The organism is Marivirga tractuosa DSM 4126 (assembly GCF_000183425.1).
In the GTDB taxonomy this organism is placed as follows: Bacteria; Bacteroidota; Bacteroidia; order Cytophagales; family Cyclobacteriaceae; genus Marivirga; species Marivirga tractuosa.
The window spans coordinates 214,201-241,186 of sequence record NC_014759.1 but is presented as its reverse complement, the minus strand read 5'-3'; the positions used below and the strand labels follow the sequence as shown (position 1 = coordinate 241,186).

Sequence of the window (26,986 nt, the reverse complement as noted above, 5' to 3'; positions counted from 1 at the left end):
TAATCAAATTGTGCATTAATTATAAGCTCCTACTCTACCACAAATTTCCTAACCATATCTTCATCTAGTTCATAGATATATTTTCCGTCTGGCATTAAGAACAGATGGTAATCTTTATAAACCTGATTTTCCGTTTGCCCTCCGGAAGTGGTGGTAAAAGAACCCGACTGTTTATTTAATAAATAGCCTTTCATAATCCATTTCTCTAAATCAATTGCTATAATGCCTCGTGAGCCTTCATCGGTATCGAGGTCATACATGAAGAATGTATTGCCTCTATAGTCATAATTCTTAAATGACTTAGGCAATTCCATTCTGTTCTTCACGGAAAAATCAGCTGGGTTGTGTGCCATAAAAAAGGTCTTATTGGTACCTGCACCATAAGTCACTAGCAAATCATTGTTATAAAGACGGATATCATATGGGTTTCTAGCCGGCACAGTTAGGGGTATTTCTTTTCCCATTCTTAAATCGAAAGCCTGAAGTTGCCAAGGATAGGAACGAACATAGATCCGACCATCCGTTGCCAATACATCTGAAATACTAGAGGCTTTTATATCATCTATTTCATAGAGTTTCTTCCCGTCTCTAGCATCATAAGCCATTATGATTGGTTTTGGGATAAAACCGTCTGTAGAACCGATCACAAATAATACACCTTCCGCTCCTAAAACATATTTTACGTTTACTTTCTTGATATCAGTCTTCCATAGTTCTTCACCAGTATCTAAAACATATTTACGAAGTGAGATTTCATCTTTTTTCAGAGAGTTTTCAAGTACCTCTGGATAAAAAGAATAGATATTATTGTCGGCAATGATATTGGCCATTTTCTCTTGATTGCCAATGGTTAAATCAACCCCCGTCAGAACGCCTAGCGCTTTCAAGCCTAATTCTGTCTCGAATCGATCAGAATCAATATTTTGCCATATCCGCTCTCCAGTATTTCTATCGAAGACATTAAGCGTAATGCCAGACACAATCACTTTATCTTCATGGATTAGACGCGTGTCATTTCCATTCGTATAAAATTCACTTCTATTCATCACACTACCATTCTTGAGATCTACAAAAATGATATCATCTTTTACCAAACCGCTTTCTGCAGCATTCAATATGGTATTTCCAGCTTGAGTATCACGTATCACCGATTCAGCAATGTCTTTCCCTAAACTTTCATTCTCTGGTCCAAAAAATAAAGCAAGCCCCTCTTCTAAGAAGATATCTGCATTGTCGAGCGACCCGATATCTGCGCCTTTTATTTCCCATATATTCTGACCAGTTTTTGGGTTGATAGCATACAAATCTTCATTGTGAGCAAAGAAAAATTGCCCCGTTTCATCAAAATATTGGAAACTCATATCGGAGCCATACTCCTTATCCCATAGTCCACCCGTAAATTCCGGTCTTGACCATACTTCCTTTCCGCTCCTCATATCAAAAGCATAAAGTCCAGCATCGGTTGACAAGCAAAATATTCCGGCAGAATGCAAATTTATAACACGTTGTTCCCAGTCACCACCATAGCCTTCTGCTTCTATAGAAAATAAAACTTCACCAGTAGTGATATCCAGACCAGATAAGCCGGGATTATTGTTGAAACCCGTATTGGTAAATACCAGCAGTACGTTGTTGGGCCAAGACCAGAATGATCTTTCATATTGTCCTTTTGTAGGCGACAATTCTTTTTGCTTTTTGACCCATTTTGTTTCTCCACTTGCTCCGTCAATTGTGAAAGCACTAGGTGAACCAAAGCCAGTAGGTTGTTCTTCAAGTCCAAAAATATAACTTCCGTCAGTTTTGATACTTGCTGTAGCTGAAGCACTCTCAGGCATCTCCTTCTCATATACTTTTCTAAAGGTTACTTCTTGTGATTTACAAGAAACAAACAAAACAATTGAACACAGTGTGATTGAATAAAGTAGTTGTTTAATCATGGTTTTAAGTAGTAGTTAGTTTATAATTTATTTAAACTGAAATTGGTTTTTTCTTACTATGACATACAAAAAATCAGGGGAAATTGGCTCATTTCATCTTAAAAAATTTTCAATCCGTTAATCTAAATATAATTAATCATAGATTATTGTAAAAAACGGACATCTAGCTTATAGTATTATTTAATCTTAGGGTTAGCTTAATGGTAGGAAAGAAGTTAAGCCTTGTATCATATCGAATCCTATTTTGTATTCTTGCTTTACTTGAAGTATTTTATTTTTCTAGGAAAGGAAGCCATAACATAGGATGATGTACTTTGTTAAAAGCGACAACTCCAAAGTACAGATAAGATTCTAAATCCCTCATCTCCCCAGAATTTCGGATTGATTCTTATACTTACTTTAGTGGAAATGAAGTACTATCCATAAAAAAATAAAAGCCAGCGCTGAACTGGCTGGCTTCAAATTTCAACTCAACAAAAAGAATAAGCATATTTGGATTTGCGCACTTGTTTTTATAAAACTTCCGACAACTTGAACGTTTGATCTAGGCGCACTCCTTTTTCAGTATGCTTCACTGTACAGCATTCATTGTGAGCATCATGTTCTAAAAAGATGATATACTCATTATCAGCTGCTTCTTTCAAAAATTTCTCTTTTTCGTTTAGGGTTAATAATGGTCGTGTATCATAGCCCATTACATAAGGCAAAGGGATATGCCCTACAGAGGGCAATAAATCCGCAGCAAATACAATGGTTTTGCCTTTATACTTTATTTTAGGTACCATTTGCTTGTCCGTATGGCCATCTGCATATAAAATATCAAATTGAGAGAAAGGAGAAGGCTTGCCTTTATCGGCAAAGTGTAAATGACCACTTTCCTGCATAGGCATAATGTTTTCCTTTAGAAAACTGGCTTTTTCCCTTGCATTGGGCTCGGTTGCCCATTTCCAATGATCTTGGTTACTCCAATACTTGGCATTTTTAAATTCTATATCAAGTTTGGTATGCTCATCATCTTGCCATTTTACTCCGCCTCCGCAATGATCGAAATGCAAATGGGTCAGAAACATATCCGTTACATCATTTTTTGAAAAACCTGCTTTCTTCAATGAACCATCAAGGCTGGCATCACCATGTAAATAGAAGTGGCTGAAGAATTTTTCACTCTGCTTATCTCCTATTCCATTGTCAATCAATATGAGTTGATCACCATCCTCAATGGCCATACACCGCATGGCCCAGGTGCACATATTATTTTCGTCAGCTGGATTAGTTCGCGACCATAGGGATTTGGGCACTACCCCAAACATGGCACCACCATCCAATTTAAAAAATCCGGTTTCTATAATATGTAAATTCATAAATCTTCTTTTTTCATTTTAAATTCAAGGTATAAAAAAAATGGCTTTTAAAAATGCTAAATTATACATTCTTAAAAGCCATTATCATGAATGGTGTTTAGTTATTATTTAACTGCGCCCATGGCACTAAATTTATCCATTCTTTCTTCTATTCTTTTCTCAACTGATTTTTTATCCAATGCTTTAAAATTTTTCAAAATGGTTTTTTTCACTTCTTCAGCCACCATTTTCAAATTAGTGTGTGCTCCTCCCAGTGGTTCTGGTATGATACCGTCTATCAATTTGTTTTTTAACATATCTGGAGCCGTTAATTTCAAAGCTTCGGCTGCTTGTTCCTTATAATCCCAGCTTCTCCATAAAATAGAAGAGCAAGATTCAGGAGAGATAACGCTATACCAGGTATTTTCCAACATCAACACTTTGTCTCCTATGGCAATACCTAAAGCACCACCTGATGCACCTTCACCTATGATGATACAGATCACAGGCACCTTCAACATAAACATTTCCTTCAGGTTTCTGGCAATAGCTTCCCCCTGCCCTCTTTCTTCTGCTTCAAGCCCTGGAAATGCACCTGGCGTATCAATGAAAGTCACGATAGGTTTATTAAACTTTTCGGCCATTTTCATGAGCCTTAAGGCTTTTCTATAGCCCTCAGGATTTGCCATCCCGAAATTCCGCATTTGACGTTGCTTGGTATTTCTACCCTTTTGCTGACCAATAAACATAAAAGTCTGATTGTCAACAGTACCGAAACCACCCACCATGGCTTTATCATCCTTTACTGATCTATCACCATGCAATTCCACAAAGTCGTCTGTGATTTCGTAAATATAGTCTAGTGTATAGGGTCTGTCAGGATGACGAGACAACTGAACTCTTTGCCATCGGGTTAAATTTTGAAAAGTCTCTTTCTTTAAGGACACAATTTTATCTTCAAGTTTTTTGATGGCATCAGATATGTCCACATCGCTTTCTTCAGCCAATGTTTTCATCCCCGCCAATTTATTTTCTAATTCAACTATAGGTTGTTCGAATTCCAAAAGCATTATTTTAGTATTTTTAATAAATGTAAAATTAATATTTATTCTGGAAGCTTCATTAAATTTAATCAATTTCCCATCATCTTTCCAAAAGAACAAAGATAATAACAATTGAGGGAAACTAACTGAAAAGAGTGCAAACAAAAAAAGCCTAGTTCAAAAGTGAGCTTTAAAGCGTAGAGGTTAACAACACTAAATTTTAACCACAAAAGTAACATGAGAACACAAAGGAAAATACCCAAGGTTATTTTTTAGAACTACAGTGAATGCTGAGGCCTAAAAATATTGTAAAGAATGCCTATGTGATACTCGAATTAATTATCTCTATATTCAATTAACCTTTAAAAACCACACATAAAAAAAGCCCTTAGAAGTTAATCTAAGGGCTTAAAAGCGGTCTGGACGAGACTCGAACTCGCGACCTCCTGCGTGACAGGCAGGCATTCTAACCAACTGAACTACCAGACCAAAATGTCAATTATGTCTCGTTTTTATTATTGTCTGGACGAGACTCAAACTGGCGACCTTCCCGATGAAGTCGGGACTTTCTAACCAACTGAACTACCAGACCAAAATGTGTTTTGCTTACCGTCTTTCCGATAAGGTGATGCAAATGTAGGCGCATAATTTTTAATTGCAAAACCTTCGGGTAAAATAATTTGAAAAATTTTGCATAAAATCAGGCTACAAATAAAGATAAGGTTGAATATCAGTTCTTTAGTTGATGAAAAATAAATTTTCTGTTTTCGTTAATCCTACGCAGTATGAGTACTTAGTCATCCTTTATCGCTCAAAGAGAATTCTGTGCTTATGTCAGACTTTGCAAAAGTCGGACATTAATCCGCCAGAAAAAACAAGAATGTCTGACATGAAAAATGTCCGACATTTCGGTTAGTGCTATCATTTAAAGAATATTCCATATTCGAATAGGGAATATTTTTTAGCATTTTCAATTTTTTGGTAATCTACTACTCAAAACCTTGCCGATCGCCTCTCCTATCGGCTTGAATTCTTTTGCTGTAAACTCATCGGTTTTGGCATTATTGCACCAGTAACAGGCAAGCACACAATTTTCATCCGAATATTCTTGATTCGGATTTTAGATATCTATAGACAAATAACCTATTGTACTGTACTACATTTGCAATCTAAATAGACCTTGAATTTTATAAATATGAATTTCTTATCTAAACTTACTCCTAATTCCCAACAAATTCCCTTAATTTAAAGGTTGATTGAACCTTAGTACCCATTTTATACGCTTATGACTTATAACATTCTGACTCCCCGTAAATCCCTGAATAAGGCTTTTCTGAAAGTTAAACCCAATCGTTCACAGATTGACAGCTTTAAACAGCAGCTTTCTTCGCTTTTGGAGCAGATTAAAGAGGGGGAATCAGAGGAATTTCATAAGAATATTATAGCCGATTTTTTAAAGAACACCTATTACGCACCCGATTACTACATCAATACGAAAGGCCGTAACGATCAGGTCATTCATAATGGTAAGAACACTAAGAGTTCTGTAGGGGTGATTATTGAAGCCAAAAGCCCTACCAACAAAACAGAAATGCCTCTAAAGGATAGAATCAACACTAAAGCCATGCAGGAATTGGTATTGTATTTCCTTAGAGAACGGATTACGCAAGACAATACGGAGGTGCGCCATTTAGTGATTACGAACATACACGAATGGTTCATATTTGATGCGCACCTATTCGACACCCTTTTTGCACGGGATAAAAAACTGGTCAGTAAATTTAAGGAATTTGAAGCGGGTACGCTTTCCGCTACCAATACGGAGCATTTCTATAAAGAAATAGCGAAACCAGCTATAGAAGCAGTAGAAAATGAAATCAGCTTTACTTATTTCAATATTAATGACTACGATAAGGCACTGAAAAGTAGTAAAGAGCATGATAGCAAGTTGATTGTTCTTTACAAACTGCTTTCTCCTGAGCATTTGCTTAAACTGCCTTTTGCTAATGATAGCAATTCCTTAGATAAAGGCTTTTATAATGAATTACTCTACCTCATGGGATTGGAGGAATTTCAGGAAAAGGGAAAGAAACTTATACAACGAAGACCTGAGAAAGAAAGAATTTATGGTACGCTACTGGAATCGGTAATCTCTAAACTGGAAAGCCGTGGAGAGTTGCACCGGCTAGACAATCCACAACAGTACGGTAAAAACACGGAGGAGCGTTTGTTCAACGTGGGATTACAGTTGGTGATTACGTGGCTAAACCGTATTCTATTCTTAAAGCTATTGGAAGCGCAATTACTTGACTACAACCAAGGAGATAAAAGCTATTCCTTTCTGAGTTTGAAACGGATAGGCAATTTCAATAAACTAGCAGATTTATTTTTCAACGTACTGGCCGTACCCACCGATAAAAGAAAACCCTCTTTTCAAGAAGCTTTTGCTAAAGTACCTTATCTGAATTCCAGCCTTTTTGAAGCCAATGAACTAGAAAACCGTGCATTACACATTGATACGCTTGATGCTACGGAAACTATACCCATTTACCGTAGCACAGTACTGAAAGACAGTAGTGGCAAAAAAAGAACAGGAGAACTACCTATTCTGGAATATCTCTTCGCTTTTCTGGAATCCTATGATTTTAGCAGTGAAGGTTCAGAAGAAATACAGGAGGAAAATAAAAAACTGATCAATGCCTCTGTATTAGGTTTGATATTTGAAAAGATTAATGGCTATAAAGACGGCTCATTCTTTACTCCTGGTTTTATCACGATGTATATGTGCCGAGAAACCATCAGAAGAGCGGTGGTGGAGAAATTCAACACTCATTACGACTGGAAATGCAAAGATTTTGGTGAGCTAAAAGAAGACTTGCATGAGGAAATAAAGCAGGGTAATTTGGGTAGAAAAGCCGTGCGAACGCAAGCCAATCAATTGATAAACGAATTGAAAATCTGTGATCCTGCTGTGGGTTCTGGGCATTTCTTGGTATCGGCTTTAAACGAATTGATAGCCATTAAACATGAATTGAGCATACTTTGTGATAGAAATGGTGGACCGCTTAGTGATTATCAAATTAGCATAGAAAATGATGAACTGATTATTACTGATTTGGAGGATAGGCTGTTTACCTACCAGCCTACCCATGACAATAGCCAACGAATGCAGGAAGCCCTGTTCCATGAAAAACAGGAACTGATTGAAAAATGCTTGTTCGGGGTAGATATTAACCCCAATTCGGTGAAAATATGCCGATTACGGCTTTGGATAGAGTTGTTGAAAAGTGCGTATTATAAGCGTGCTGACAGGGTGCAAAACTCCTCTCTCGTTTGTGATGCTGATTATGAAATAAGGGAATTGGAAACCCTACCTAATATTGACATTAACATTAAAACAGGCAACTCACTGATTAGCCGTTTTGGATTAGATGAAGATTTAAGCAAGGCTTTAAAGAAAAGCAAGTGGAATATCAGCACTTACCGAAATGCCGTAGATAGTTACCGCAATGCAGTAAGCAAGGATGAGAAGCGGGACATGGAGCGCTTGATCAATGATATTAAAAGCGATTTCCGCACAGAGATTAATAAAAATGACCCCAAAATAAAGCGTAAAGCCAAATTAGCTGGTGAATTATATAACCTCACTATGCAACAAGGTTTGTTTGAAGTCTCCAAAACTGAGCAGAAAAAGCGCAAAAAGCAGATTGATAAACTAGAAACGGATATCAATAAGCTGGAAACTGCTATAGAGGAAATTAAAAGCAATGCGATTTATGAAAATGCTTTTGAATGGCGATTTGAGTTTCCTGAAGTTTTGGATGATGAAGGGAGTTTTATTGGGTTTGATGTGGTGATTGGGAATCCGCCTTACATTAGACAAGAAGAACTATCAGGGATAAAACCCTACTTATCTTCAACTTATTCAACGTTTACTGGAACTGCTGACCTTTATGTTTATTTTGTTGAACAAGCTTTAAGGCTACTACAAAAAAATGGTGCATTTACCTTTATTATTCCAAATAAATGGATGCGTGCAAGCTATGGTAAGAAGCTACGAGGATTTCTACAAAAATATCAAATTGAAAGATTGCTAGATTTTGGAGACTTAGCTGTTTTTCAAGAAGCGACTACCTATCCATTAATTATTGAACTAAAAAAATCTGATGCAGTGAGAGCTTTTGAAGCGCTTAATGTCAGCACTCTAAAGTTTGATACTAACTTAGTTGAATATGCCGAAAAAAATAAAATAGAAGTATTAACTGAGGAACTTTCAAGTCAAGGCTGGACACTTTCTGACAGTAAAGTTCAAAAATTAATGGTAAAACTCAGAACAAAAGGCAAACCACTTGGAGAATATGTAGATGAACAGGTATATTATGGAATAAAAACTGGACTAAATGAAGCTTTTGTGATTGATGCGGCTATTAGAGATAATCTGATTGCAGAGGATCCTAAAAGTGAAGAGATAATTAAGCCATTTTTAGCCGGTAGAGATATCAAACGATATCAAAAACCAGAAACAAATAAATATCTAATATTTTCTAGGAGAGGAATTGATATAAAAAATTACCCTGCTATTTTAAGATATTTAGAACAGTTTCGTAATCAATTAGAACCAAAGCCTAAAAATCACGAAGGATCGTGGCATGGAAGAAAGACAGGTTCGTATAAATGGTATGAAATTCAAGATGCAGTAGATTATTATGAGGAATTTGAAAAATATAAAATCATATATCCCAACATTTGTAAACGACCAGAATTCACATTAGATAAATTAGATTTTTACACGAACCAAAAATGTTTTATTATCACTAAGTTTAGTTTAACCTTCTTAGGGATTTTAAATAGTAAACTTTCCTATTTTCTATTTCAATCAATCCTTCCAAAGCTTAGGGGTGATTTTTATGAGCCTAGTTATCGTTATTTTAAGAATTTTCCTATAATTGATATCATTAGTGTAGATATCGAAACTGTAGTATCAAAAATCATTGATTTAAAAGAGCAGAACCCTACAGCTGACACCACCTCTTTAGAGCAAGACATAGACCAGATGGTTTATGAATTGTATGGGTTGACGGAAGAGGAGATTAAGATAGTGGAAGGGGGTATAAAATAAGCTAAAATGATAAAAGATACATTTATATCGTTTAAAGATAATTTCAAAGAGCGAATATCGAATCCCTTCTTGGGGACTTATTTAGCTGTATGGCTTATTAGAAATTGGGACTTGATTTACAGTTTATTCAATTTTGATGATGAATATTCACTAAAAGAAAAAATAAAATTCATAGAGTCATACTACGAAAATCATGAATTCTTGGTGGATTTATCAATCAATATACTGTGGACGTTTGCAGTTTTGATTACTACATACATCTTAATGAATCTATCAAGATTGATTGTTAATTTATTTGAAAAAAGACTAAGCCCTTGGATATATCAAATAACAGATTCAAAATCAATTGTTAAAAAATCAGTACATGAAAATCTTGAAAAAAGATTAGAGGCTATTCAAATACGATTTGAAAAAGAAAAGGAAGCAAGGATAAGAGTAGAAGATGAATTGGAGGCATTAGAAGAAAAGCTTGCTAAGAGCAAAACAGATGACGACAAAGGAGTTTTTATTGGTAAAAATAAAGATGCTAATAAAGAAACAGAAAAGTTATCTAAAGATCCTGGAATCAATAAAACACAAAAAGTAGTACAGAAAATTATTGAAGATGGCAAGGAAAAAACCTTCCTTGAAATAGCAAGGAAATCTTTAAAAAAAGAGGGGTTTAATGCAAGAGAAAGTGAGAAATTAGACTTTTTCATTGACTTTGAACTTATAAAAATAATTTCAAGAGATGACGTCAATGAATGGTTTGATATTGAATTAAGCGAATTAGGGTTAATAGTATATCGCCAATTAGTTGAATTAGAGAGCATACAGTAATTCTATAAAATTTACAATCATGACCAAAAAACCCCATCTATCCCTTAATATTAAAAAACAAGCAGACCCTGTTGTCACACATAAATTTAATTATGGCGGTGGCAATAGTGATGAAGAGGAAGAAAAAAATTACCAGCCCATGGCTGACGCTTTTCAGAGGTCTTTGAAAGGCTACCAAATAGCAAGAAAAGAAAGAGAAGCCCAGAGAAATGATAAACTTGAAGTACCTGCCTATATAGAATACATAGAAATCCATTTTCAAGATCAGTTTGAAATCAAGAAATATAATAAAGCATGGTATGATAACTATGGTTTAGAATATGTAAAGTTTACCAATTTTAATAAAACGGGACTATTTGCAGTCATTGATCAGGAGAAATTTCAATACTTTTTTAGTCAAATTGAAAGCTTTATAGAAAGAGAAGAAAAGCAGGATGCCACCATTGAGTTTGACAATAGGATTACTTTCATAGATGAATTTAAGCTTTTGACTACCTCGGATATTGCTAGATTTGATGAAGCTGGGAAAATCATGTTACTTGATTTTTTTCAATTTCCGCTAGGTACTGAAACGGAAGGTCAAATATTTGAAAGCCTGTTGGAATATCTGAACGAAAGAGAAATTAGCTATGATTTTAATGAGGATAGTAATGTCTTAGAGGTCTATGATTTAGATGATCAAACTGCTACAGAAATAGCAGATAATTTTGATATTATTTACAGCATCACTTCTGCTTTGGCAACCAGAATTGGTCCAGGTGAACTTAATATACCAAAAAGGGAATATGGCTTTACTGTTACAGCAAAGAGTGATTTACCAGTAGTTGGTATTTTAGACACAGGAATTAGTAATGCAACCCCTTTGAATTCAATTATTATTGATGACAAAAACTTTAATTTAACTACAGAAAGCCCCTTTGAAGACAGTGCTAATCATGGTACTGCTGTTGCAGCTTTAGCTGCTTTGGGGAAAAAGCCTTACGAAGTTGACTTTAGAGGAGAAATTGAAGCTGATGCTCGCTTGCTGTCTATTAAAATTTTAAGCGAAAATCAGGGCTTCATATCTATTTTTGGGGTTTTAGACCTTCTGCACAAGGCAAAAGAAGCCTATCCTGAAATTAAAATTTTTGTTTTAGTGACTTGTTTTGAACAAGCTAAGAAATTAAATGAGCCACACTCTACTTATGCTTATGAGTTAGATAAATTTAGCCATGAGCATGATTGTCTTTTGTGTATATGCACAGGAAATAATAATGCTGCTGCTAATAGTGACCAAAATAGAGGTTATAATTTCAACTATTTCGAAGAAGAAAATACATTCCTGTCAAGTCCAGCAGAAAGCATGAATAACCTAATTGTGGGGGCGACTGGAGATAATTTAAGAGGAGGAACATTCCAGGGAATTTCAAGCGGTAGAGAATGGCCAGCACTGTATAGTAGAAGCAGTCATATTGACCTGAAAAGTGCTTTGAAAAGTAGGACAAAAAAGTTTGTTAAAGATAATAAGAATTTATTTCGTCCTGATGTTATTGCGGCAGGAGGAGATTATGAGCAAATTACAGGTTTCATTGTAAGTGATGTAAACGCTACATTAGAATTATTGTCAGCTAATCCAGCAGAAGGATTTTACAATCAATTAGGGACAAGTTTTGCTACTCCGCTTGTAGCTAATATGGCAGCTAGGTTGCAGAGAGAATATCCCTCATTAAAGGCTCAAACTTTAAAAGCATTAATCATTAATGGTGCAAATAAAAAGCAAATAAAGGCCAGCAATGAAAAGTTAATTCCAAAAGCAGCTGGTCATGGTCTTATTGATGATGAAATGAGTTTATATTCAAATGAAAATGCTATCACCATAATACTGGAGGATAGTATTAAAGAAAAGGAATTAAAAGTTTATCCATTAAATTTTCCAGAAGGCTATATTGATGAAGACTTAGGAAAGACAAGAGGTATTTTGAAAGTAACTGCAACATTGTGTTTTAGTTTTAATCCTGTAAAAGATATCCAAGGAGCCTACTGTCCTTTGCAAATGGCATTTTCAGTTTTTAAAAACCATGCTGCTGAGGATATTTTGAAAACAAATGATGAGATAGAATCAAAATTAAAAACTACTTTGTCTTGGTCTCAAAATAATAGGTATGTATCTAAACCAATTCCTGCTTCCAATACTCAAAAAATTAGCTTTCTGATAGATAAGAAAAATTTAGAAGATGAAGATTGCCGATTAAAGTTGGCAATCCACTGCCAAATAAATGATCAATTGATTGAAGCCGATCAATACAAAAATACTGAGCATCCTTTTTCTATTGTGGTTACCGTGGAAGAGACCTTGAAAAACGGCAAAGAGAGAAATAAATTGTACGATGAGATGGTTGCTATCAATGAGCTCGAAAATATTAGTACTTTAGATGTTGAGGCAGAGGGTGATTTAGAATTGTAATTGATTTTATTTATTTAAAGCAATTTTCTCATCATCAACCAAGTCACTCCAGAGCTTTGTATTTATAAGCGTAGCAATTGGCTTGTTGTTTTCGCGATCCTGTTCAAAAATACTTCTCTTAATTGCCGTGATTAATGTTTTCTGAATACTATAATAAGATAGGCCAACGGCTTTTTTAACGATAGCATTTACAGACCTAGGTTTGTCGAATTGGAATTGTCCACTTTTTAAGGTCAAGTTTATTAGATCCTTGATCTTATCAGTGTCGGGAAGAGGGAAAGCAATATTGAGGTCAAACCTTCTTAATAAAGCTTCATCTATCATGTCTTTCTGATTAGTAGCTGCAATTACAATGCTTTTTTGGGGTAGGTAATCAAAAAGCTGCAGAATGGTATTTACTACTCTTTTCATTTCACCATGATCCTGATTGTAATCTCTTAGTTTACCAATTGAGTCAAATTCATCAATAAAAATGATGCATTCTTCAGAGGCTGCTCGTCTGAATAATTTTGCTAAATTCTTACTTGTATCTCCTAACTTGGACGAAACTATTGCTCCCAAATTAACCACGTACATTAATTTTTTTAGCTCACCAGCTATCACATATGAAGCTAATGTTTTTCCACAACCAGATGGGCCATGAAGCAGGACTTTATTCGAAACAGGTAAATCAAATTGCTGTAAAAGCTTGATTGAAGTATGTTCTTTAAGAAAAAAATGAAGTTGCTCAATAATTTTGTCCTCCGCTACTAGATTATCCAGACTGTAATCAGAAGTTAATTTTTCAAGAATTATATCACTAAGTTCTTTATCTTCAATTCGCTGGTGATATGCATCTGAGCCAAATTTTGTTAAACCACTAGTCTTTTGCTTGGCAAGTGATTCTTTTAGAATAGACTGCAGTTGGATTGCAAAATTAACCTTTTTGGTCTTTTTTGAATGCTCGATTAATTCATTCAATTTAGACATAAGGCTTTCCTGATCATTTTCCAGACCAAAGCGTGCTATTTCCTTTATGTAATCAAACTGGCTCATTGTACTACAAAGTAACGATATTTTAGATGGAAATTTTAATTATAATTTTAATTTATATCGTCACTTAATTCTTCTATGTTTTATTGCTAACCACAATTTAACTAATGAAGTTTTAAAAATCTGTATTAATATGAACCCACAAGACAAAGAATTCGATTAACCTCAATATTGAAGAAATAAGAGATGAAGAGATTATTTACTTGATTAAAAACTACCAACCCAACTTAAATGAGTATGAAAATAACGGTACTGATTTTAGAGAAATGATAGAAGTTTTAAAATTACCTGAGAAGTAGAGTGTATTTTAAATACATATTAACAAAAATATTTTGTGTAAAAAATGAACCTGAATGTAACAAAAATGTAATTGCTAATCTACTATATCATATATCACTTTAACCAGATATTGCTTCTTTCCAATACTTTTGCAATACAGGTCGTGAAAAGGAAGTTTGACCATTAGAATTCTCTCCTGAAAAATGACAATATTTTTCATTATAATTTGGGTCACTATATTTTGACCATGATTTAAAAGCCTTTTCTGAAAAAGGATGCTTTATGTTAAATGGTATTTGCTCACCAGTTCTTATACAATAGCCTACTTTATTAGTATTTTCTTTCGGAGATTTAAAATACTGATCGAGTAAATCAACTTTAATACTTGATCCACTATAGCTTTTGGATAAACCAAACGTATTTGATTTAGTGTCAGGTATTTTTTCATAAAGCAATTCGCTATTTTCAATCACTTTGTCAAAGTAATTCCAAGAATCATAATCAATATCTTCAGCAGAAAACCTACCTGATTTCATAACAATACCAAACTCAATATTGTTATTTTGAGAGTAATCATAAAGGTTCATGGAACTCAAAATTGAAGAAGTTTCATTTGCATAATATTTAGCATGAAGTTTAGGTTCATACCGAATTTCAACATTCGGAAAGGACTTAAAGAAATCTAAATCTTCAATACTTAAACTCTTGCTTAAATCCTTTTCATTTTTTCCAAATACAATAGTTAAGATGAAATTGTAATCTTTAGATTTTTCATTAAGTCTTTTTCGTAGTCGGTCATGCAACTTTATAAAGGGGGAGATAATAATAAACGTCTCTTTAGCTTCTTCAATTAAATTTGAAATAGCACTGTTGAGGTTATCATCTGTTACAAACTTTGCCATAAAATATTTTTGATGTGAATATATCAACTAAAATCATTAGAATAATTATAAACAATGTTTAAATTTTAAGTTTGGCCACATTTCGAATTATACAAATGTAAAGTATTATGATACTCCAAGATCAAACAACCTTTAGAATTACAATAAAATTGACTTTCCTTTAGCAATAATTTTTTGTTTGGCTATTAACCAACTCTCATAAATAATTTATCCCCCTTCCATCCTTTCCACCCAAAATCAGTGTCTATCTCTTACAAAAACTATCAACTTAAATGAAGCAGACCCTTTTTATTATCATTTTATCCATTCTATTGGTTAATAATAGCTTTTCGCAAGAGAATCCTACTATTGACAATACCTTAAATTTTAAAGTAATGCCAGTATCGCTTTTGGCCTATAATCCTCGGCACAGAGTTGGGTTGGAATATATTGCTCAGAATAAATGGGCTTATAGTTTTGATTTCGGCTATGGTAATTATGCACTCAATAGAAAAAGAATTGATGGTTTAAAGTGGGGAAAGGATTATGCATATTACGAACTGAGGCCTGAAATCAAATACCTTTTCCATAGAGGTAAGGAGTATTTTATGTATGCCGCTATGGAATTTTTCCATATTAATGTGCGAGACAATTTCGGATCAGGAAGGTATCAACAAGAAGATCCTTATGTTGGCATCTCTTATGAAAGCGCAAGTTTTAGCAAACGCAAAACAGGTGCTCATCTTAAAGGAGGCGTTAATTTTATTGCATTAGATCGCCTACATTTTGATTTTTATGGAGGTATTGGTTTTGCAAAAAGAACAATCTCCTATACTGATGTGGTCAATCCTGTAGAGGGCGCTGAAGTTTGGGTAGAATGGCTTCCACAGCCTGATTTATTTGAAGGAGAATCCATTGTCACCCATTTAACTTTGGGCTTAAAAATTGGCTATACGCTTTGGGTCAAAAAGAATGAATGATCTTTCATTCAAATAATAGTATACGGCATCATATTTATTTATAATTGAATGTGTTGCATCCAATGTCCATGGTTTTACAAAAAATCCCCTAACTTGTGTATACCATCATCTTCCTACTATAAAAATGAAAAAGACTTCATCTAGTCCAGTGGGCTGTCTTGTATTGCTTGTCATCATTGTTCCGCCCTATTTCTTTTTGCCCTGGGAGGTAGCATTGGGGTTCAGTATTGTAGTTACATTCTTGCTGTTAATTGTGTCGGAAATCATTCGAGAAATTCGAAAACTACAGCAGCGCAAGGTCACCAATAAATCGACTATAGCCGCTGCCCGCCCTGGATTTGTGGAGCTTGTGGCGAAAGTTTCCAACTCAGATCATAAGAAAAGCTTTTTAGAAGAAATCCCGGTGGACTTCCATCAGCTTCATATCGGAACTAATGTCAGAACAGCAAATAGAAAAAGTGAATTTGTCAGCATTTATGAATACCGATCTGCTCCGCGAATTTTACCCATCACGGATGGCTCGGGTGAAGCCTGGGCCAGTTTCCATCATCTGGATATCCACTTAAAATCTACAACCAAAAGATTTAAGAAGGATACTCTCCTTCAATTCCTTGAAGAAAAAGCTATCCCCGACTTTCCGCCAAATTCACTTGAGAAAAGTAATCTTTTTCATTTAACCGAATTTTACCTTCCTAAGGATGAATATGCGTACTTCTACGGCATTATGAATGTTTTGCCTACTCATAGCAATCCAGACGAGATTTTAGCCTATCAAGGTGATAAAAGGGATCGTTTCAATAATCAATACGCTCTTACAAATGAAGATTGGGAGCATATCAAAAGCGAAAGCCGAGATAAAGTTAAACTATTGACTGCTGACTATTCTCCCCCCACTTACATTGATAAACTCATCATCAGCAGCAAAGGTGACCGTAGTTTAAGCTGGAGAACTTATCTTAATGTATTCATGATGTGCATTTTGATCGTAGTGCTTTTGACCTTCTATGGACTGTATATTTGGAAAGCACACCCTGATTTATGGAATCAGCTCTTGAGCTTTTTCAACTAAGAATAAAGAAACCTAATATTTTTAACTTCATTTCAATTTAAAGCCACCTATAAAATCTTGTCATAGGTGGCTTTAACTAGAGACAAAAAGCTAGTCTTGTATGTCTACAAGATATGTAGCAGCTTTCTCATCGGAGCATTAATCAAAAACAATCTCAAATTCCACCCTTCTATTCTTCGCTCTTCCTTCAGCAGTATCATTGCTTTCGATAGGTTGCATTTCGCCATAGCCCACGGCATCTAACCTAAGAATGGCAATACCTTGATCCATTAAATATTTTTTAGTGGCTTGTGCCCTTTTATGCGACAATAATAAATTAGCATCATCATCGCCTTGGTTATCCGTATGTCCTGAAATCTTTAATTTATAATCAGGATTTTCTTGCATTACCGTAACCACTTTATCCAAAATAGGCAAAGATTGCGCTCTGATTACATCAGAAGCTAACTCAAACTCAATTCCTTCCAAAGCTTCCTTTAATACCTCTTTGGTTTCTTCCGTTATTTCCGGGCAACCATTATTATCCGCCACCCCTGCTAAAGTAGGACAATCGTCTTCTATGTCAATTATTCCATCTTCATCCGTATCTTTTGGCTTAGGTTTCTCCCAATTCATGCTAATGATTTTGATGGTGATCCGATCTTCTAATTCAATACCATTTTTAAGTGCAACGTCCATATTCGAAGAAAAAGCTAGCTTCTGCCCTGCTCCTTTAATTCTTAATCGGTCTGGATGCACATTTTTCTTTTCAAAATAGTCCGCTACGGCTTTGGCTCTGTTGTAGGATAATCTGTCATTTTCCGCTTCCAGTGGCAATTGAGCTGTATGCCCAATAATCTCTACTTGCATTTGCGGATTGCTTTGCAGTAAAGAAGCAAATCGATCCAGTTCATAATAGGCATCTGAACGGAAAATATCGGCATTATTTACGAAAGTAATATGATGTACAGGGATTTCAGAACCCACCGCAATAGGAAGCATGGCAAGCTTTTGTTCTTTTTCGAGATATTCGCTTAGCCTGGTTAAATCTTGAAATTGTAAAATCCCTACATAGCCTCTTTTCACGGGCAAGTATTGATATAATGCGCCTTTCTCCAAAATATGAGAGAATCCATTTTCAGTATTGGAAATGACCGCTTCATTTTTATCGTAATTATTGGTGTTTACAAATTCAATTTCCGCCTCTACCCTATTTCCGCTTGCTAAATCCACTACTTCTCCATTCAGCAATAAAACAGGATCTGGTCGGAATTTATAGGGCAAAGTCATCTCGTAAATATCTTTTGAGCCGGCAATACTGCCTTTGGTGGTTACGAAATAAGCATTTTCCCCTGATGCATCAATGGTGTAGTAAGCTTCAAATTCTTTTGTATTCACGTCTGTGCCTAAGTTCTCAGGCTTCGACCAATTTTGCCAGCTGTCATCCAATCTTTTTGAGTAGAAAATATCGGCATCACCGTAGCCATTATGTCCATAAGAAGCAAAAAATAATGTCTTATTATCTGCTGCTAAAAAAGGGGAAAATTCGGGAGCTGCAGAATTTATTTGCCTACCCAGGTTTACTGGTTTAGACCAATTTCTTTCGTCTATTCTAAAACTCACATATAAATCCTGATCACCAAAGCTTTCTTCTGTTTCAATTGCGAGCAATAGTGTTCTTTCGTTATTGGCTAAATAATAGTCTATGTAATCATTCAAATTGTAAAACTCCTGAATGTTAATCATCTGCGGATATTGCCAACGGCCTCCTTTTCTGTGGGAAATAGATGCACCGTCTAGAACATCGCCATACTCATTATAAGCATTCAAAATGAGCATTGTGTTACCATCTGGCGTGACCGAGCTTACACCATTAGGATATTTATCATTCAAGGGTTCTCCAATATTTCGAGCCTGAGACCATGCCCCATTTCGCTTTTCCGATACATAAATATCCTGAGGGTCATTGGAACCAGCATAATTTTCTGGATAGTTCTGTCTGGCAAAAAACAAAGTGTTTCCATCTGGTGATATGACTGGTTTAGTTTCCTGATAGGATGAGTTTACTGTAGACCCCAAACTTTTCGGAACGTCTTGCTGTGCCCAGCTTATTTGAGTAGCTAATAAAAATAAAAGGAACGGTAGAGTTTTAAGCATGATTAGTTTTTTGTGCAAATTAATTAAATAAAATACTTTTTAAGGCGATTTTTTCATGATAATATTACGAATATAGCCGATAATCATTTAAAAAATATGATTTTTTGGTGATTATGTATCTTCTGCTAGAATCTAGCTAATGGAAATTAATTAAGCGAATTAAGTTCCAGTGGAAGGACCTTATGGTAACTGTTGCAACTTAAGCACTACAAAGTTCCGGAGGAACGACCTTATTATTCGATAAATTGGCGAAAAGCTTTAAAAATTAAAATGTACTAATTAGTGTATGAGCATTAAAAGAATTCAACCATAGCCAATTATTTGAGTTTTAATAAGAGATTGTAGCCGATAAGGTCGCTCCTACGGAGCTTTCGATTGATCGAAAGTCTTCAGTTACCATATGTAGGCCCCGATGGGGCCATTAACTAGCAAGAATAGCATAGATATTAAAGAAGGATCTCAGAAAAAATTCATGATTTAAGTATTGAAAAAAGTAAGAAGGCTATATAAAGAAGCAGATTGTTAAAAATAGCATCATGACATTTGTCCATGAGTTAGCGTATCTACTATGCTAAAAAAGTAATTTATAGAACGCCAGAGGCGTGAGTAACCTTCACTAGCGGGACGCTAGCGATAGAAAAAACACTCTCCTGCTAGGATCTTGCTAGTGAAGGTTACTCCAGACTCTGCTAGATTTTAATCAAAACTTACCTTTCAATATTCCCTCTTTAACCAGTTCAGTGATTATTAATTCTGTCATATCACTTTTAAAACGGAATTCATCACGGATATCCATCACGTATGCTTTCACTCTCATTTTATAATAAGAATTGGTATTATTGACCTCATTTAGGAACAGTACTGTTATAGGTTTTCCTAAATATATGTATTTGGAAACTGTTGCCGCTTGGGTGGCTATTTCCCTCGTTTTGATAGTATCTATTGTAAGTGGCAAATAGATTTCAGCCACCACCTGACAATTCGGTTCACCAGCATTTGAATTAGACAATGAACTATTCATCATCACCGCATTTGGTACCGAAACCAAAGAATCATCCGGTGTGACTATGCGTGTGGAGCGTAACCCAATTTCCACAACTTCTCCATAATATTTATCTACCTCAATTTTATCACCGGAAACAAATGGTCTATCCAATAAAATGACAATTCCCCCGAATATATTCTTTAAAATATCTTGTGAGGCAAACCCAATGGCTACTCCTATTGAGGCAGATACGGCAAGCATAGAGGCTACTGAAGGTTGGTAAATCACCACAATGATTAGTATAACCACTATTACCCAGCCCACAATCTTCACAATAGGGATAGAACCTTTAAAAGCAATCCGATACTTCGTGCTTCGCTCGGCTAATGCATTCAAAATAAAAGTGACCACTTTTATAAAAACAAAGCCAAAGAGCAGGAAAACAACAGTATAAAAAATATTCCCACTGGATATCAGATTTGATAATTCTTTAATTTTGCTATCCTCAAAACCTTGGCTCGCGCCACTATTTTCAGTCTTAACAACCACAGTATCCGCTTCTATATCCTTTTTAGTTGTATTATTCTCTTTTGAGCTATCTTTTAAAACCTCAAGAGAGTCAGCAATTGGCAGAACCTTTTTAAGCGTGTCTTCTTGTTGCTTTTTTGGAAGGGATTTGGTAGTTGATTTCACCCCTACTAAAGACTCCTTTTTATTGACAAGGCTATCTTGTGCATCAACTTGAAACGTGAACAAAAGTCCTAGCGTAAAAAACAGTATCCATTTTATATGCCCGAGTATCATAATAAATTTCTTGATTTAAGGAGTTGAACAGTATTTCTATAAATAATCGGGTTAACCAGATATTGTGATTCTTTTACAATCAAAACACCATCTTCCAATAACTCTATCAATAAGAATTTTGATTTGGTTACACTGAAGGATAAAACAGTGGCAACTTGCTCCAATTTTAACCCATCGTGCATAATTAAAGCCTGCAAAACAAACACTCTATCACTCTTTAATGATGATAAAAAGCTCAAATCAGGCTTCTTGAAATTCTTGATGATGATGGATTGATCATCTACTTTTTTGGTAGACAAAAGCCAAAACATCAATGCCATGCTGATATTACTTTTGGCGAAATTATTCAAATCCTTGAAAAAGCGCTCTTTCAGAAATTGCTGTCTTTCCTTATCATTTAGCTTTTTAAACTTTTTATCATGAACATCCTTATCTAAAGCTTCAAACTTTATTTTAAAACCACTAATACGATTTCTTTTAATAATTAGCTTGCTTATTTCATCATTACTCAATGGCTCAAGTGGGATATGGTAACTAAAAAATGCACTCATTTTCAATGACCTCTCCAGGTATTCAAATGTATAAACAGACATGGAGCCAATCCAAAAGACATTTCTCTGGGTAGCCGTCATGATGTCCACAAACTCGACTAAAGAACGCTGCCCGTGCATCTCCCTTAAAAACAGCTTTTGAAGATTTTCAACTATAATAATTCGCTTCTTGCCTGTATTTAGATAGTCAATAACAGATTCTTTATCGCCTAATTCTGTTTCCAATAATTTTGAGAAACTTTCAAACAATACCTTTGGATTAGGATCATTGAATTTCAATTCGATCCGTAAAGGCACATTATTGAATTTTATGTTTTTAACAGCATAATTAATCAGGGAGGTCATTCCACTCCATTTTTCAGCTGTAATTAAAACCGATGCGTATTTGCCATCTGTCCAAGCTGTATAAGCTTTTGATAGCTTCTCAATTTCTTTTTCCCTGCCTTCAAAAAGTACCATATCGGTTAATGGCTCAATGGCATAAAGCCTTTTATAAATGACAGGCAATCCTTCAATCACTTGATTGGATTCATTCAAAAAGTCAGAAACTGCTCTATTGGGTTCATTTTCAATGGTTGCCGACAGAAAACGTTTTGAGAGTTCTTCTTTAAGTTCCCATGCCTTTTGATAATAAACCAGCATGAACTTTTTAACGATTTGAAAATAGTGCTTGAGAAAATCTAGTACTTGTTGGGTTAAGGCTTCAGATTTGTGAATGGCTTTTGCCTTACTGATTCGGATTTTTAAAGCAGAAACATTCTCGTTTTCTTTTAGCTTCTGTAATTCCTGAATCAGTTCATCATTCATTTTTTTGAGCTCAGACTGTGCATTTTCAATCACTTCCTGCATTTGCATATCAACCTCTTCAGCTGTATTCTCAGCTCTTTCAAACCCATCGACTATGATGGTGCGCGCTTGATTTTCATTTGCCTCCGACCCCAATGAGTTAGAGGCCGAACTCAAAACATAATTGACAATTTCATCTATATCCCCCACCTTAATCAGCAAGTTTCCCATTTTTTGGAAAATAGTACTTTTTAAAGTCTCTAGTTCATCATTTAATTTTGGTTTAAGCTCAAACGACAACAATTCATAATTAGAAATAGAAGAAAGCTCTTGATCTTCAAGCGGATTATCAAATTGATTTGATTTGGTTACCACATAAGCATTGCCCAGCTTTTCGATACGCTCTCCGATCAAATGTTCCAGCCTATCCATCTGATTTAGAATTGTATTTTTAGAAAGGCTCTCCTGCATCTTCTGAATCAGACCTTTGTCTAATTGCTTATTTGTAATATATTTTACCTGAGTAATTTTTTTTGATATATCTTCTTCCTGATTCTTATCATTATCAAATGTAGCTTGGGCCTCTGCCAGGAATGATTTTATAGGACTAATAAAATTATGCTGCAATTTATCATTCCACTCCCCTACATTCTTATTCAAATCATCAACACTTTTCTGCAAGAAGGACTGTAAAGCAGAAAGCTCAAGCTCAGAACGCCAGTCTTCAAAAAGCGCATGAATTGTATTTTGCCATTGATGTTGCTTTTTAGCAAACTGCTTCTTAAACTGTTGATAATCCTTTACTAGTCGCTTAGATTTCAACAATTTTTCTTTGAATTCAATAGTACCTACCAAATGATATTCAACTTCATAAGCTTTACATAAACGAAGGTATTCATCATTAATTTTTGTTTTTATAGTTTTTACAAAAACTTCGCTATAACCTAACTCAGATTCTTCAAAGCTGGTATGATTTTTATCCGTTGGTAAATCTTCAAAATCTCGAAGTCTAACCAAAGAAGCTGTGAATTCTTTTAAGATATTTTGATTGAGCTCATTAAAAGTATCCTGAAACCCGTTGAAAAAATGTCGTTCAAATAAAGCTTTAGATTTGATCTGATGCTTCCAATATTTTAAAGGCTTTCTATTCTTTCTAAACAGGTTGATAAAGTGAAAAGGTATTTTACTTACTCCAAAAAAGAAAATCTTAAAAGGTTTTCTTAGTTTTAAACCAAAACTATCTTCTTTTTGTATACTAAACCGATCTGGTTTTTGCTCCTTTACAATTATATCGGGTACAGAAGAGAGTAAATTCTGAAATTCGGTTATTAAATTAGCGTGTAACTCATCAAAATCTACCTCTTCAATTTTAGGTCGATCTGCAAATGTATTTTTAATAAATTCAAAAACTGCCTGCTTATATTCATCATCTGCCTTAAAATTGACTTCATCAGTTTGCACAGGTTTTTGATCCTTAACAAACTCAATATGAGCTTTTAAGAAAGATTTTTTCTGCTGAATAAGTTGCTGAAAATACTCTTGCAAAAATGAGTGCCATTGTCCTGCAAGTTGTTCTTGATTTTCCTCCATTAATTAAAGCGTAAGCTAAGTTGAAATTTCATGCATTTTACCAAATATTCGATTCTGGTACAAGGAAAAGCCCCTAAATCCCCAAAGGGGACTTTTAATTCCCTGAATTAGTGTTTAGTATAAAAAAAAGCTGATGGGTGTGGGTTTGGTCAGAGGGGAGTTTGAAGTTGAAGAATGGTATATGAGAATTAGAAGTGAATTTCCAAATCTTTGAAAATAAAATATTAATGAAATTATTGTATTGCAATTCACCAAAATCCCTTTAAGTGTAAAATAATGTATTTTTAGCAAATATCTCCACCTTAAAGTTCACCACTCTCAATGAATATCCGTACCTTTGCGCTCTGATTGAAAAAATGCTATGATTAATACCAGTAATTTAACCCTCCAATTCGGAAAAAGAGTCTTATTTGATGAAGTAAACATCAAATTCACGCAAGGAAATTGCTATGGCGTAATTGGCGCCAACGGAGCAGGGAAATCCACTTTCCTGAAAATCCTTTCAGGTGAAATAAACCCTACCAAAGGTAATGTAAGCCTTGATGCAGGCAAAAGAATGGCTGTGCTAAAGCAGAACCATAATGAGTTTAATGAGCATTCTGTTTTGAACACCGTGATGATGGGTCACGATAAATTGTGGAACAACATCAAAGCTAAAGAAGAATTGTATAGCAAGCCTGATTTTTCTGAAGAAGACGGTATTAAAGTATCGGAATTAGAAGAAGAGTTTGCAGAGATGGACGGCTGGAATGCTGAATCTGATGCTGCAGCACTTTTGAGCGGTTTAGGCATTGAAGAAGAACATCATTATAAATTATTGAAAGATGTAGATGGTAATTATAGAGTTCGTGTCCTTTTGGCGCAAGCTTTATTCGGTAACCCTGATGTATTGATTCTGGATGAGCCTACCAACGATTTAGATATTTATACCATCGCTTGGTTAGAGGATTTCCTTTTGGAATTCAAAAATACCGTTATCGTAGTTTCTCACGATAGACACTTCTTGGATACTGTTTGTACGCACATTGTGGACATTGATTTCAGTCAAATCAATATGTTCTCTGGAAACTATTCATTCTGGTATGAGTCTAGTCAATTGGCTTTAAGTCAAAAATCATCTGCCAACAAAAAAGCAGAAGAGAAAAAGAAAGAATTGCAAGAATTTATTGCCCGATTCAGTGCGAATGCATCGAAATCAAAGCAAGCTACTAGTAGAAGAAAATTATTGGATAAAATCAATGTAGAAGATATCAAGCCTTCCACTCGTAGATATCCTGCTATTATCTTTAATCAAAATAGAGAAGCGGGTGACCAAATCTTACAGATTGAGAAACTCAACAAAGCAGTTGAGGATAAAGTCTTGATTAAGGATTTGGATTTATTCGTTAATAAAGGCGATAAGATATCCGTTTTGAGTAAGAATAGTTTGGCTACTACTGCCCTATTTGAAATCTTAAACGGCAATATGCAAGCTGACTCAGGAAGTTTCAAATTTGGTCAGACTATCACTACCTCCTATTTACCTAACCATAATGATGAGTTTTTCCAAGGTAATGAAAACCTTATCGATTGGTTAAGGAATTATTCAGATGAAAAAGATGAGGTTTACATCCGTGGATTCTTAGGTAAAATGCTTTTCACTGGAGAGGAAACCTTCAAATCAGTGAATGTTTTATCAGGAGGAGAAAAGGTTAGATGTATGGTTTCCAAAATGATGTTGACAGGTGGAAACTTGTTGATGTTGGACGAACCTACAAACCACTTGGATTTGGAATCTATTCAGGCATTTAACAATGGCTTGAAAGATTTCCCTGGTACTGTGATTTTCACTTCTCATGATCATGAGTTTACGAACACAGTTGCTAATAGAATTTTAGAGCTTACGCCAAATGGCAATATCGACAGTTTGAAAACTTACGACCAATATATGGACGATGATAGAATTCAGGCTCAGCGCGAAGAATTGTACGGTAAGGTTACGGCTTAATTTTGAAGGAACTTTATATTCATATTTCAGTTTAAGGAAATAATGAAAATTTTAATTAAAATATTAAAAGGCTTACTCATTGTAGTAGCCTTTTTCTTATTAGGCTATTATATGGTAAAATATTTTGTTCCGTCTGTCGGTAAAGCTCCCAACTCCAAGGAAATGGCATCATCTCCTTATTATAATAAAGGAAAGTTTGTTAATGTGGTGCCCACAAAAAGTGCAGAGTTCACTCAAGTTCCTCGTATTCTTCGGAATTATTTTAAAAGAGATGTAGAAACGAATCCTACTAGTGACTATGTATTTACTGAAAATAATAAACAGGAAAACGATAGCACTCTGCAAGTCAATTGGCTAGGACATGCTGCAGTACTATTTTACAAAAACGGCAAATATGTTTTGGCTGACCCCATGTTGGGCGAGCGTGCTTCCCCCTTTACTTTCATGGGACCTGAAAGATTCAGCGCCCCTCCTATTTCGGCTGAAGATCTTCCTGAATTGGAAGCTGTTGTGATTTCACATGATCATTACGATCATTTGGATTATGAAACGATCAAAAAAATAACGGCCAAGACTAAATACTTTTATGTACCTACTGGTGTAAAAGCAAGCTTGGAATATTGGGGAGTTCCAACTGAAAAGATTAAGGAATTTAGCTGGTGGGATACTCATACTGAAAATGGTATATCTATAACCGCCACACCCGCTCGTCACTTTAGCGGAAGATTATTTAGTCAAAACAATACTTTTTGGGCTTCTTGGGTAATAGAAATGGAGGGTGAAAACATTTATTTTGGCGGAGATACTGGAATATTTGATGGTTTTGGAGAAATAGATGAAAAACTGGGTCCATTTGATTTAGCCATAATGCCAATTGGGGCTTATAATGATGCTTGGCATGACATCCATATGGATCCAATAGAAGCCATTGAAGCCTTTCAACAAATGAGAGCTAAAAAGATCTTCCCTATTCATTGGGGCACATTTGATTTAGCTTTGCATAGTTGGTATGAACCCATTTTAGATCTTGAAAATCAAGCTGTGGAAAAAGAGATTCCATTGTTGAGTATTCCACAAGGAAAATGGTTCAGATTAGGTGATGAAAGTGAAAATGGATGGTGGAAGAAGTATTCGGGAGAAATGAGTAATGAGTAATGAGTAGTGGGTAATGGGTAGTGGGTACTGAGTAGAGGGTGGTGAGTATT

The 26,986-nt window shown here is 35.1% G+C and carries 15 protein-coding genes and 2 tRNA genes; 7 read left to right on the top strand and 10 right to left on the bottom strand.

Translation table 11 applies throughout. The features are described from left to right. Positions 1-29: 29 nt before the first annotated feature. The 5 genes from FTRAC_RS00950 to FTRAC_RS00930 form a co-directional block, all read right to left on the bottom strand. Positions 30-1,937 carry an outer membrane protein assembly factor BamB family protein gene (locus FTRAC_RS00950; RefSeq protein WP_013452346.1) on the bottom strand — a complete coding sequence of 636 codons (1,908 nt, stop codon included), beginning with the start codon at positions 1,935-1,937 and terminating at the stop codon, positions 30-32. 512 nt (positions 1,938-2,449) lie between these two features. Beyond that, positions 2,450-3,298: an MBL fold metallo-hydrolase gene (locus FTRAC_RS00945; protein ID WP_013452345.1), complete on the bottom strand. Its 849-nt coding sequence runs from the start codon at positions 3,296-3,298 to the stop codon at positions 2,450-2,452. Positions 3,299-3,402: 104 nt separating this feature from the next. Beyond that, a complete protein-coding gene (locus tag FTRAC_RS00940; RefSeq protein WP_013452344.1) occupies positions 3,403-4,347 on the bottom strand; it encodes an acetyl-CoA carboxylase carboxyltransferase subunit alpha in 945 nt (314 codons plus the stop codon). Positions 4,348-4,735: 388 nt separating this feature from the next. Further along, positions 4,736-4,809, bottom strand: a tRNA-Asp gene (locus FTRAC_RS00935). A gap of 29 nt (positions 4,810-4,838) precedes the next feature. Further along, positions 4,839-4,913, bottom strand: a tRNA-Glu gene (locus tag FTRAC_RS00930). A 692-nt stretch (positions 4,914-5,605) separates the two neighbouring features. Between FTRAC_RS00930 and FTRAC_RS00925 the strand changes: the two genes are divergently transcribed. Genes FTRAC_RS00925 through FTRAC_RS00915 form a run of 3 tightly spaced genes read left to right on the top strand, consistent with a single transcriptional unit; the run spans position 5,606 to position 12,701 of the window. Beyond that, on the top strand, positions 5,606-9,439 hold the full coding sequence (locus tag FTRAC_RS00925; RefSeq protein WP_013452343.1) for a class I SAM-dependent DNA methyltransferase: 3,834 nt from the start codon (positions 5,606-5,608) through the stop codon (positions 9,437-9,439). A 6-nt stretch (positions 9,440-9,445) separates the two neighbouring features. Beyond that, a complete protein-coding gene (locus FTRAC_RS00920) occupies positions 9,446-10,258 on the top strand; it encodes a hypothetical protein (RefSeq protein WP_013452342.1) in 813 nt (270 codons plus the stop codon). Positions 10,259-10,277: 19 nt separating this feature from the next. Beyond that, entirely contained in the window at positions 10,278-12,701 is a 2,424-nt protein-coding gene (locus FTRAC_RS00915; protein ID WP_013452341.1) for a S8 family peptidase, read from the top strand. 6 nt (positions 12,702-12,707) lie between these two features. Here FTRAC_RS00915 and FTRAC_RS00910 read toward each other — a convergent pair whose 3' ends face one another. Further along, positions 12,708-13,736 carry an AAA family ATPase gene (locus tag FTRAC_RS00910; protein ID WP_013452340.1) on the bottom strand — a complete coding sequence of 343 codons (1,029 nt, stop codon included), beginning with the start codon at positions 13,734-13,736 and terminating at the stop codon, positions 12,708-12,710. Positions 13,737-14,131: 395 nt separating this feature from the next. Beyond that, on the bottom strand, positions 14,132-14,914 hold the full coding sequence (locus tag FTRAC_RS00905; RefSeq protein WP_013452339.1) for a phospholipase D family protein: 783 nt from the start codon (positions 14,912-14,914) through the stop codon (positions 14,132-14,134). Between the two features lie 272 nt (positions 14,915-15,186). Here FTRAC_RS00905 and FTRAC_RS00900 point away from each other — a divergent pair, with 272 nt between their 5' ends. Then, on the top strand, positions 15,187-15,873 hold the full coding sequence (locus FTRAC_RS00900; protein WP_013452338.1) for a hypothetical protein: 687 nt from the start codon (positions 15,187-15,189) through the stop codon (positions 15,871-15,873). A gap of 124 nt (positions 15,874-15,997) precedes the next feature. Next, positions 15,998-16,942, top strand: coding sequence for a hypothetical protein (locus FTRAC_RS00895; protein ID WP_013452337.1), 945 nt, complete (start codon positions 15,998-16,000; stop codon positions 16,940-16,942). A gap of 138 nt (positions 16,943-17,080) precedes the next feature. Here FTRAC_RS00895 and FTRAC_RS00890 read toward each other — a convergent pair whose 3' ends face one another. The 3 genes from FTRAC_RS00890 to FTRAC_RS00880 all read right to left on the bottom strand — a co-directional run bounded on the left by FTRAC_RS00890 (position 17,081) and on the right by FTRAC_RS00880 (position 23,794). Further along, entirely contained in the window at positions 17,081-19,078 is a 1,998-nt protein-coding gene (locus FTRAC_RS00890; protein WP_013452336.1) for an OmpA family protein, read from the bottom strand. A 700-nt stretch (positions 19,079-19,778) separates the two neighbouring features. Next, the gene (locus FTRAC_RS00885) at positions 19,779-20,867 is read right to left on the bottom strand and encodes a mechanosensitive ion channel family protein (protein WP_013452335.1); all 1,089 of its coding nucleotides are present in this window, start codon (positions 20,865-20,867) and stop codon (positions 19,779-19,781) included. Continuing rightward, the gene (locus tag FTRAC_RS00880) at positions 20,864-23,794 is read right to left on the bottom strand and encodes a hypothetical protein (protein ID WP_013452334.1); all 2,931 of its coding nucleotides are present in this window, start codon (positions 23,792-23,794) and stop codon (positions 20,864-20,866) included. The genes FTRAC_RS00885 and FTRAC_RS00880 overlap by 4 nt, the downstream gene beginning before the upstream one ends. A 361-nt stretch (positions 23,795-24,155) precedes the next feature. Here FTRAC_RS00880 and FTRAC_RS00875 point away from each other — a divergent pair, with 361 nt between their 5' ends. Together FTRAC_RS00875 and FTRAC_RS00870 are read left to right on the top strand one after the other, a co-directional pair. Next, complete coding sequence (locus tag FTRAC_RS00875) at positions 24,156-25,781, top strand: ABC-F family ATP-binding cassette domain-containing protein (protein WP_013452333.1); 1,626 nt, start codon at positions 24,156-24,158, stop codon at positions 25,779-25,781. Between the two features lie 42 nt (positions 25,782-25,823). Then, the gene (locus tag FTRAC_RS00870) at positions 25,824-26,936 is read left to right on the top strand and encodes an MBL fold metallo-hydrolase (RefSeq protein ID WP_013452332.1); all 1,113 of its coding nucleotides are present in this window, start codon (positions 25,824-25,826) and stop codon (positions 26,934-26,936) included. Positions 26,937-26,986: the final 50 nt, after the last annotated feature.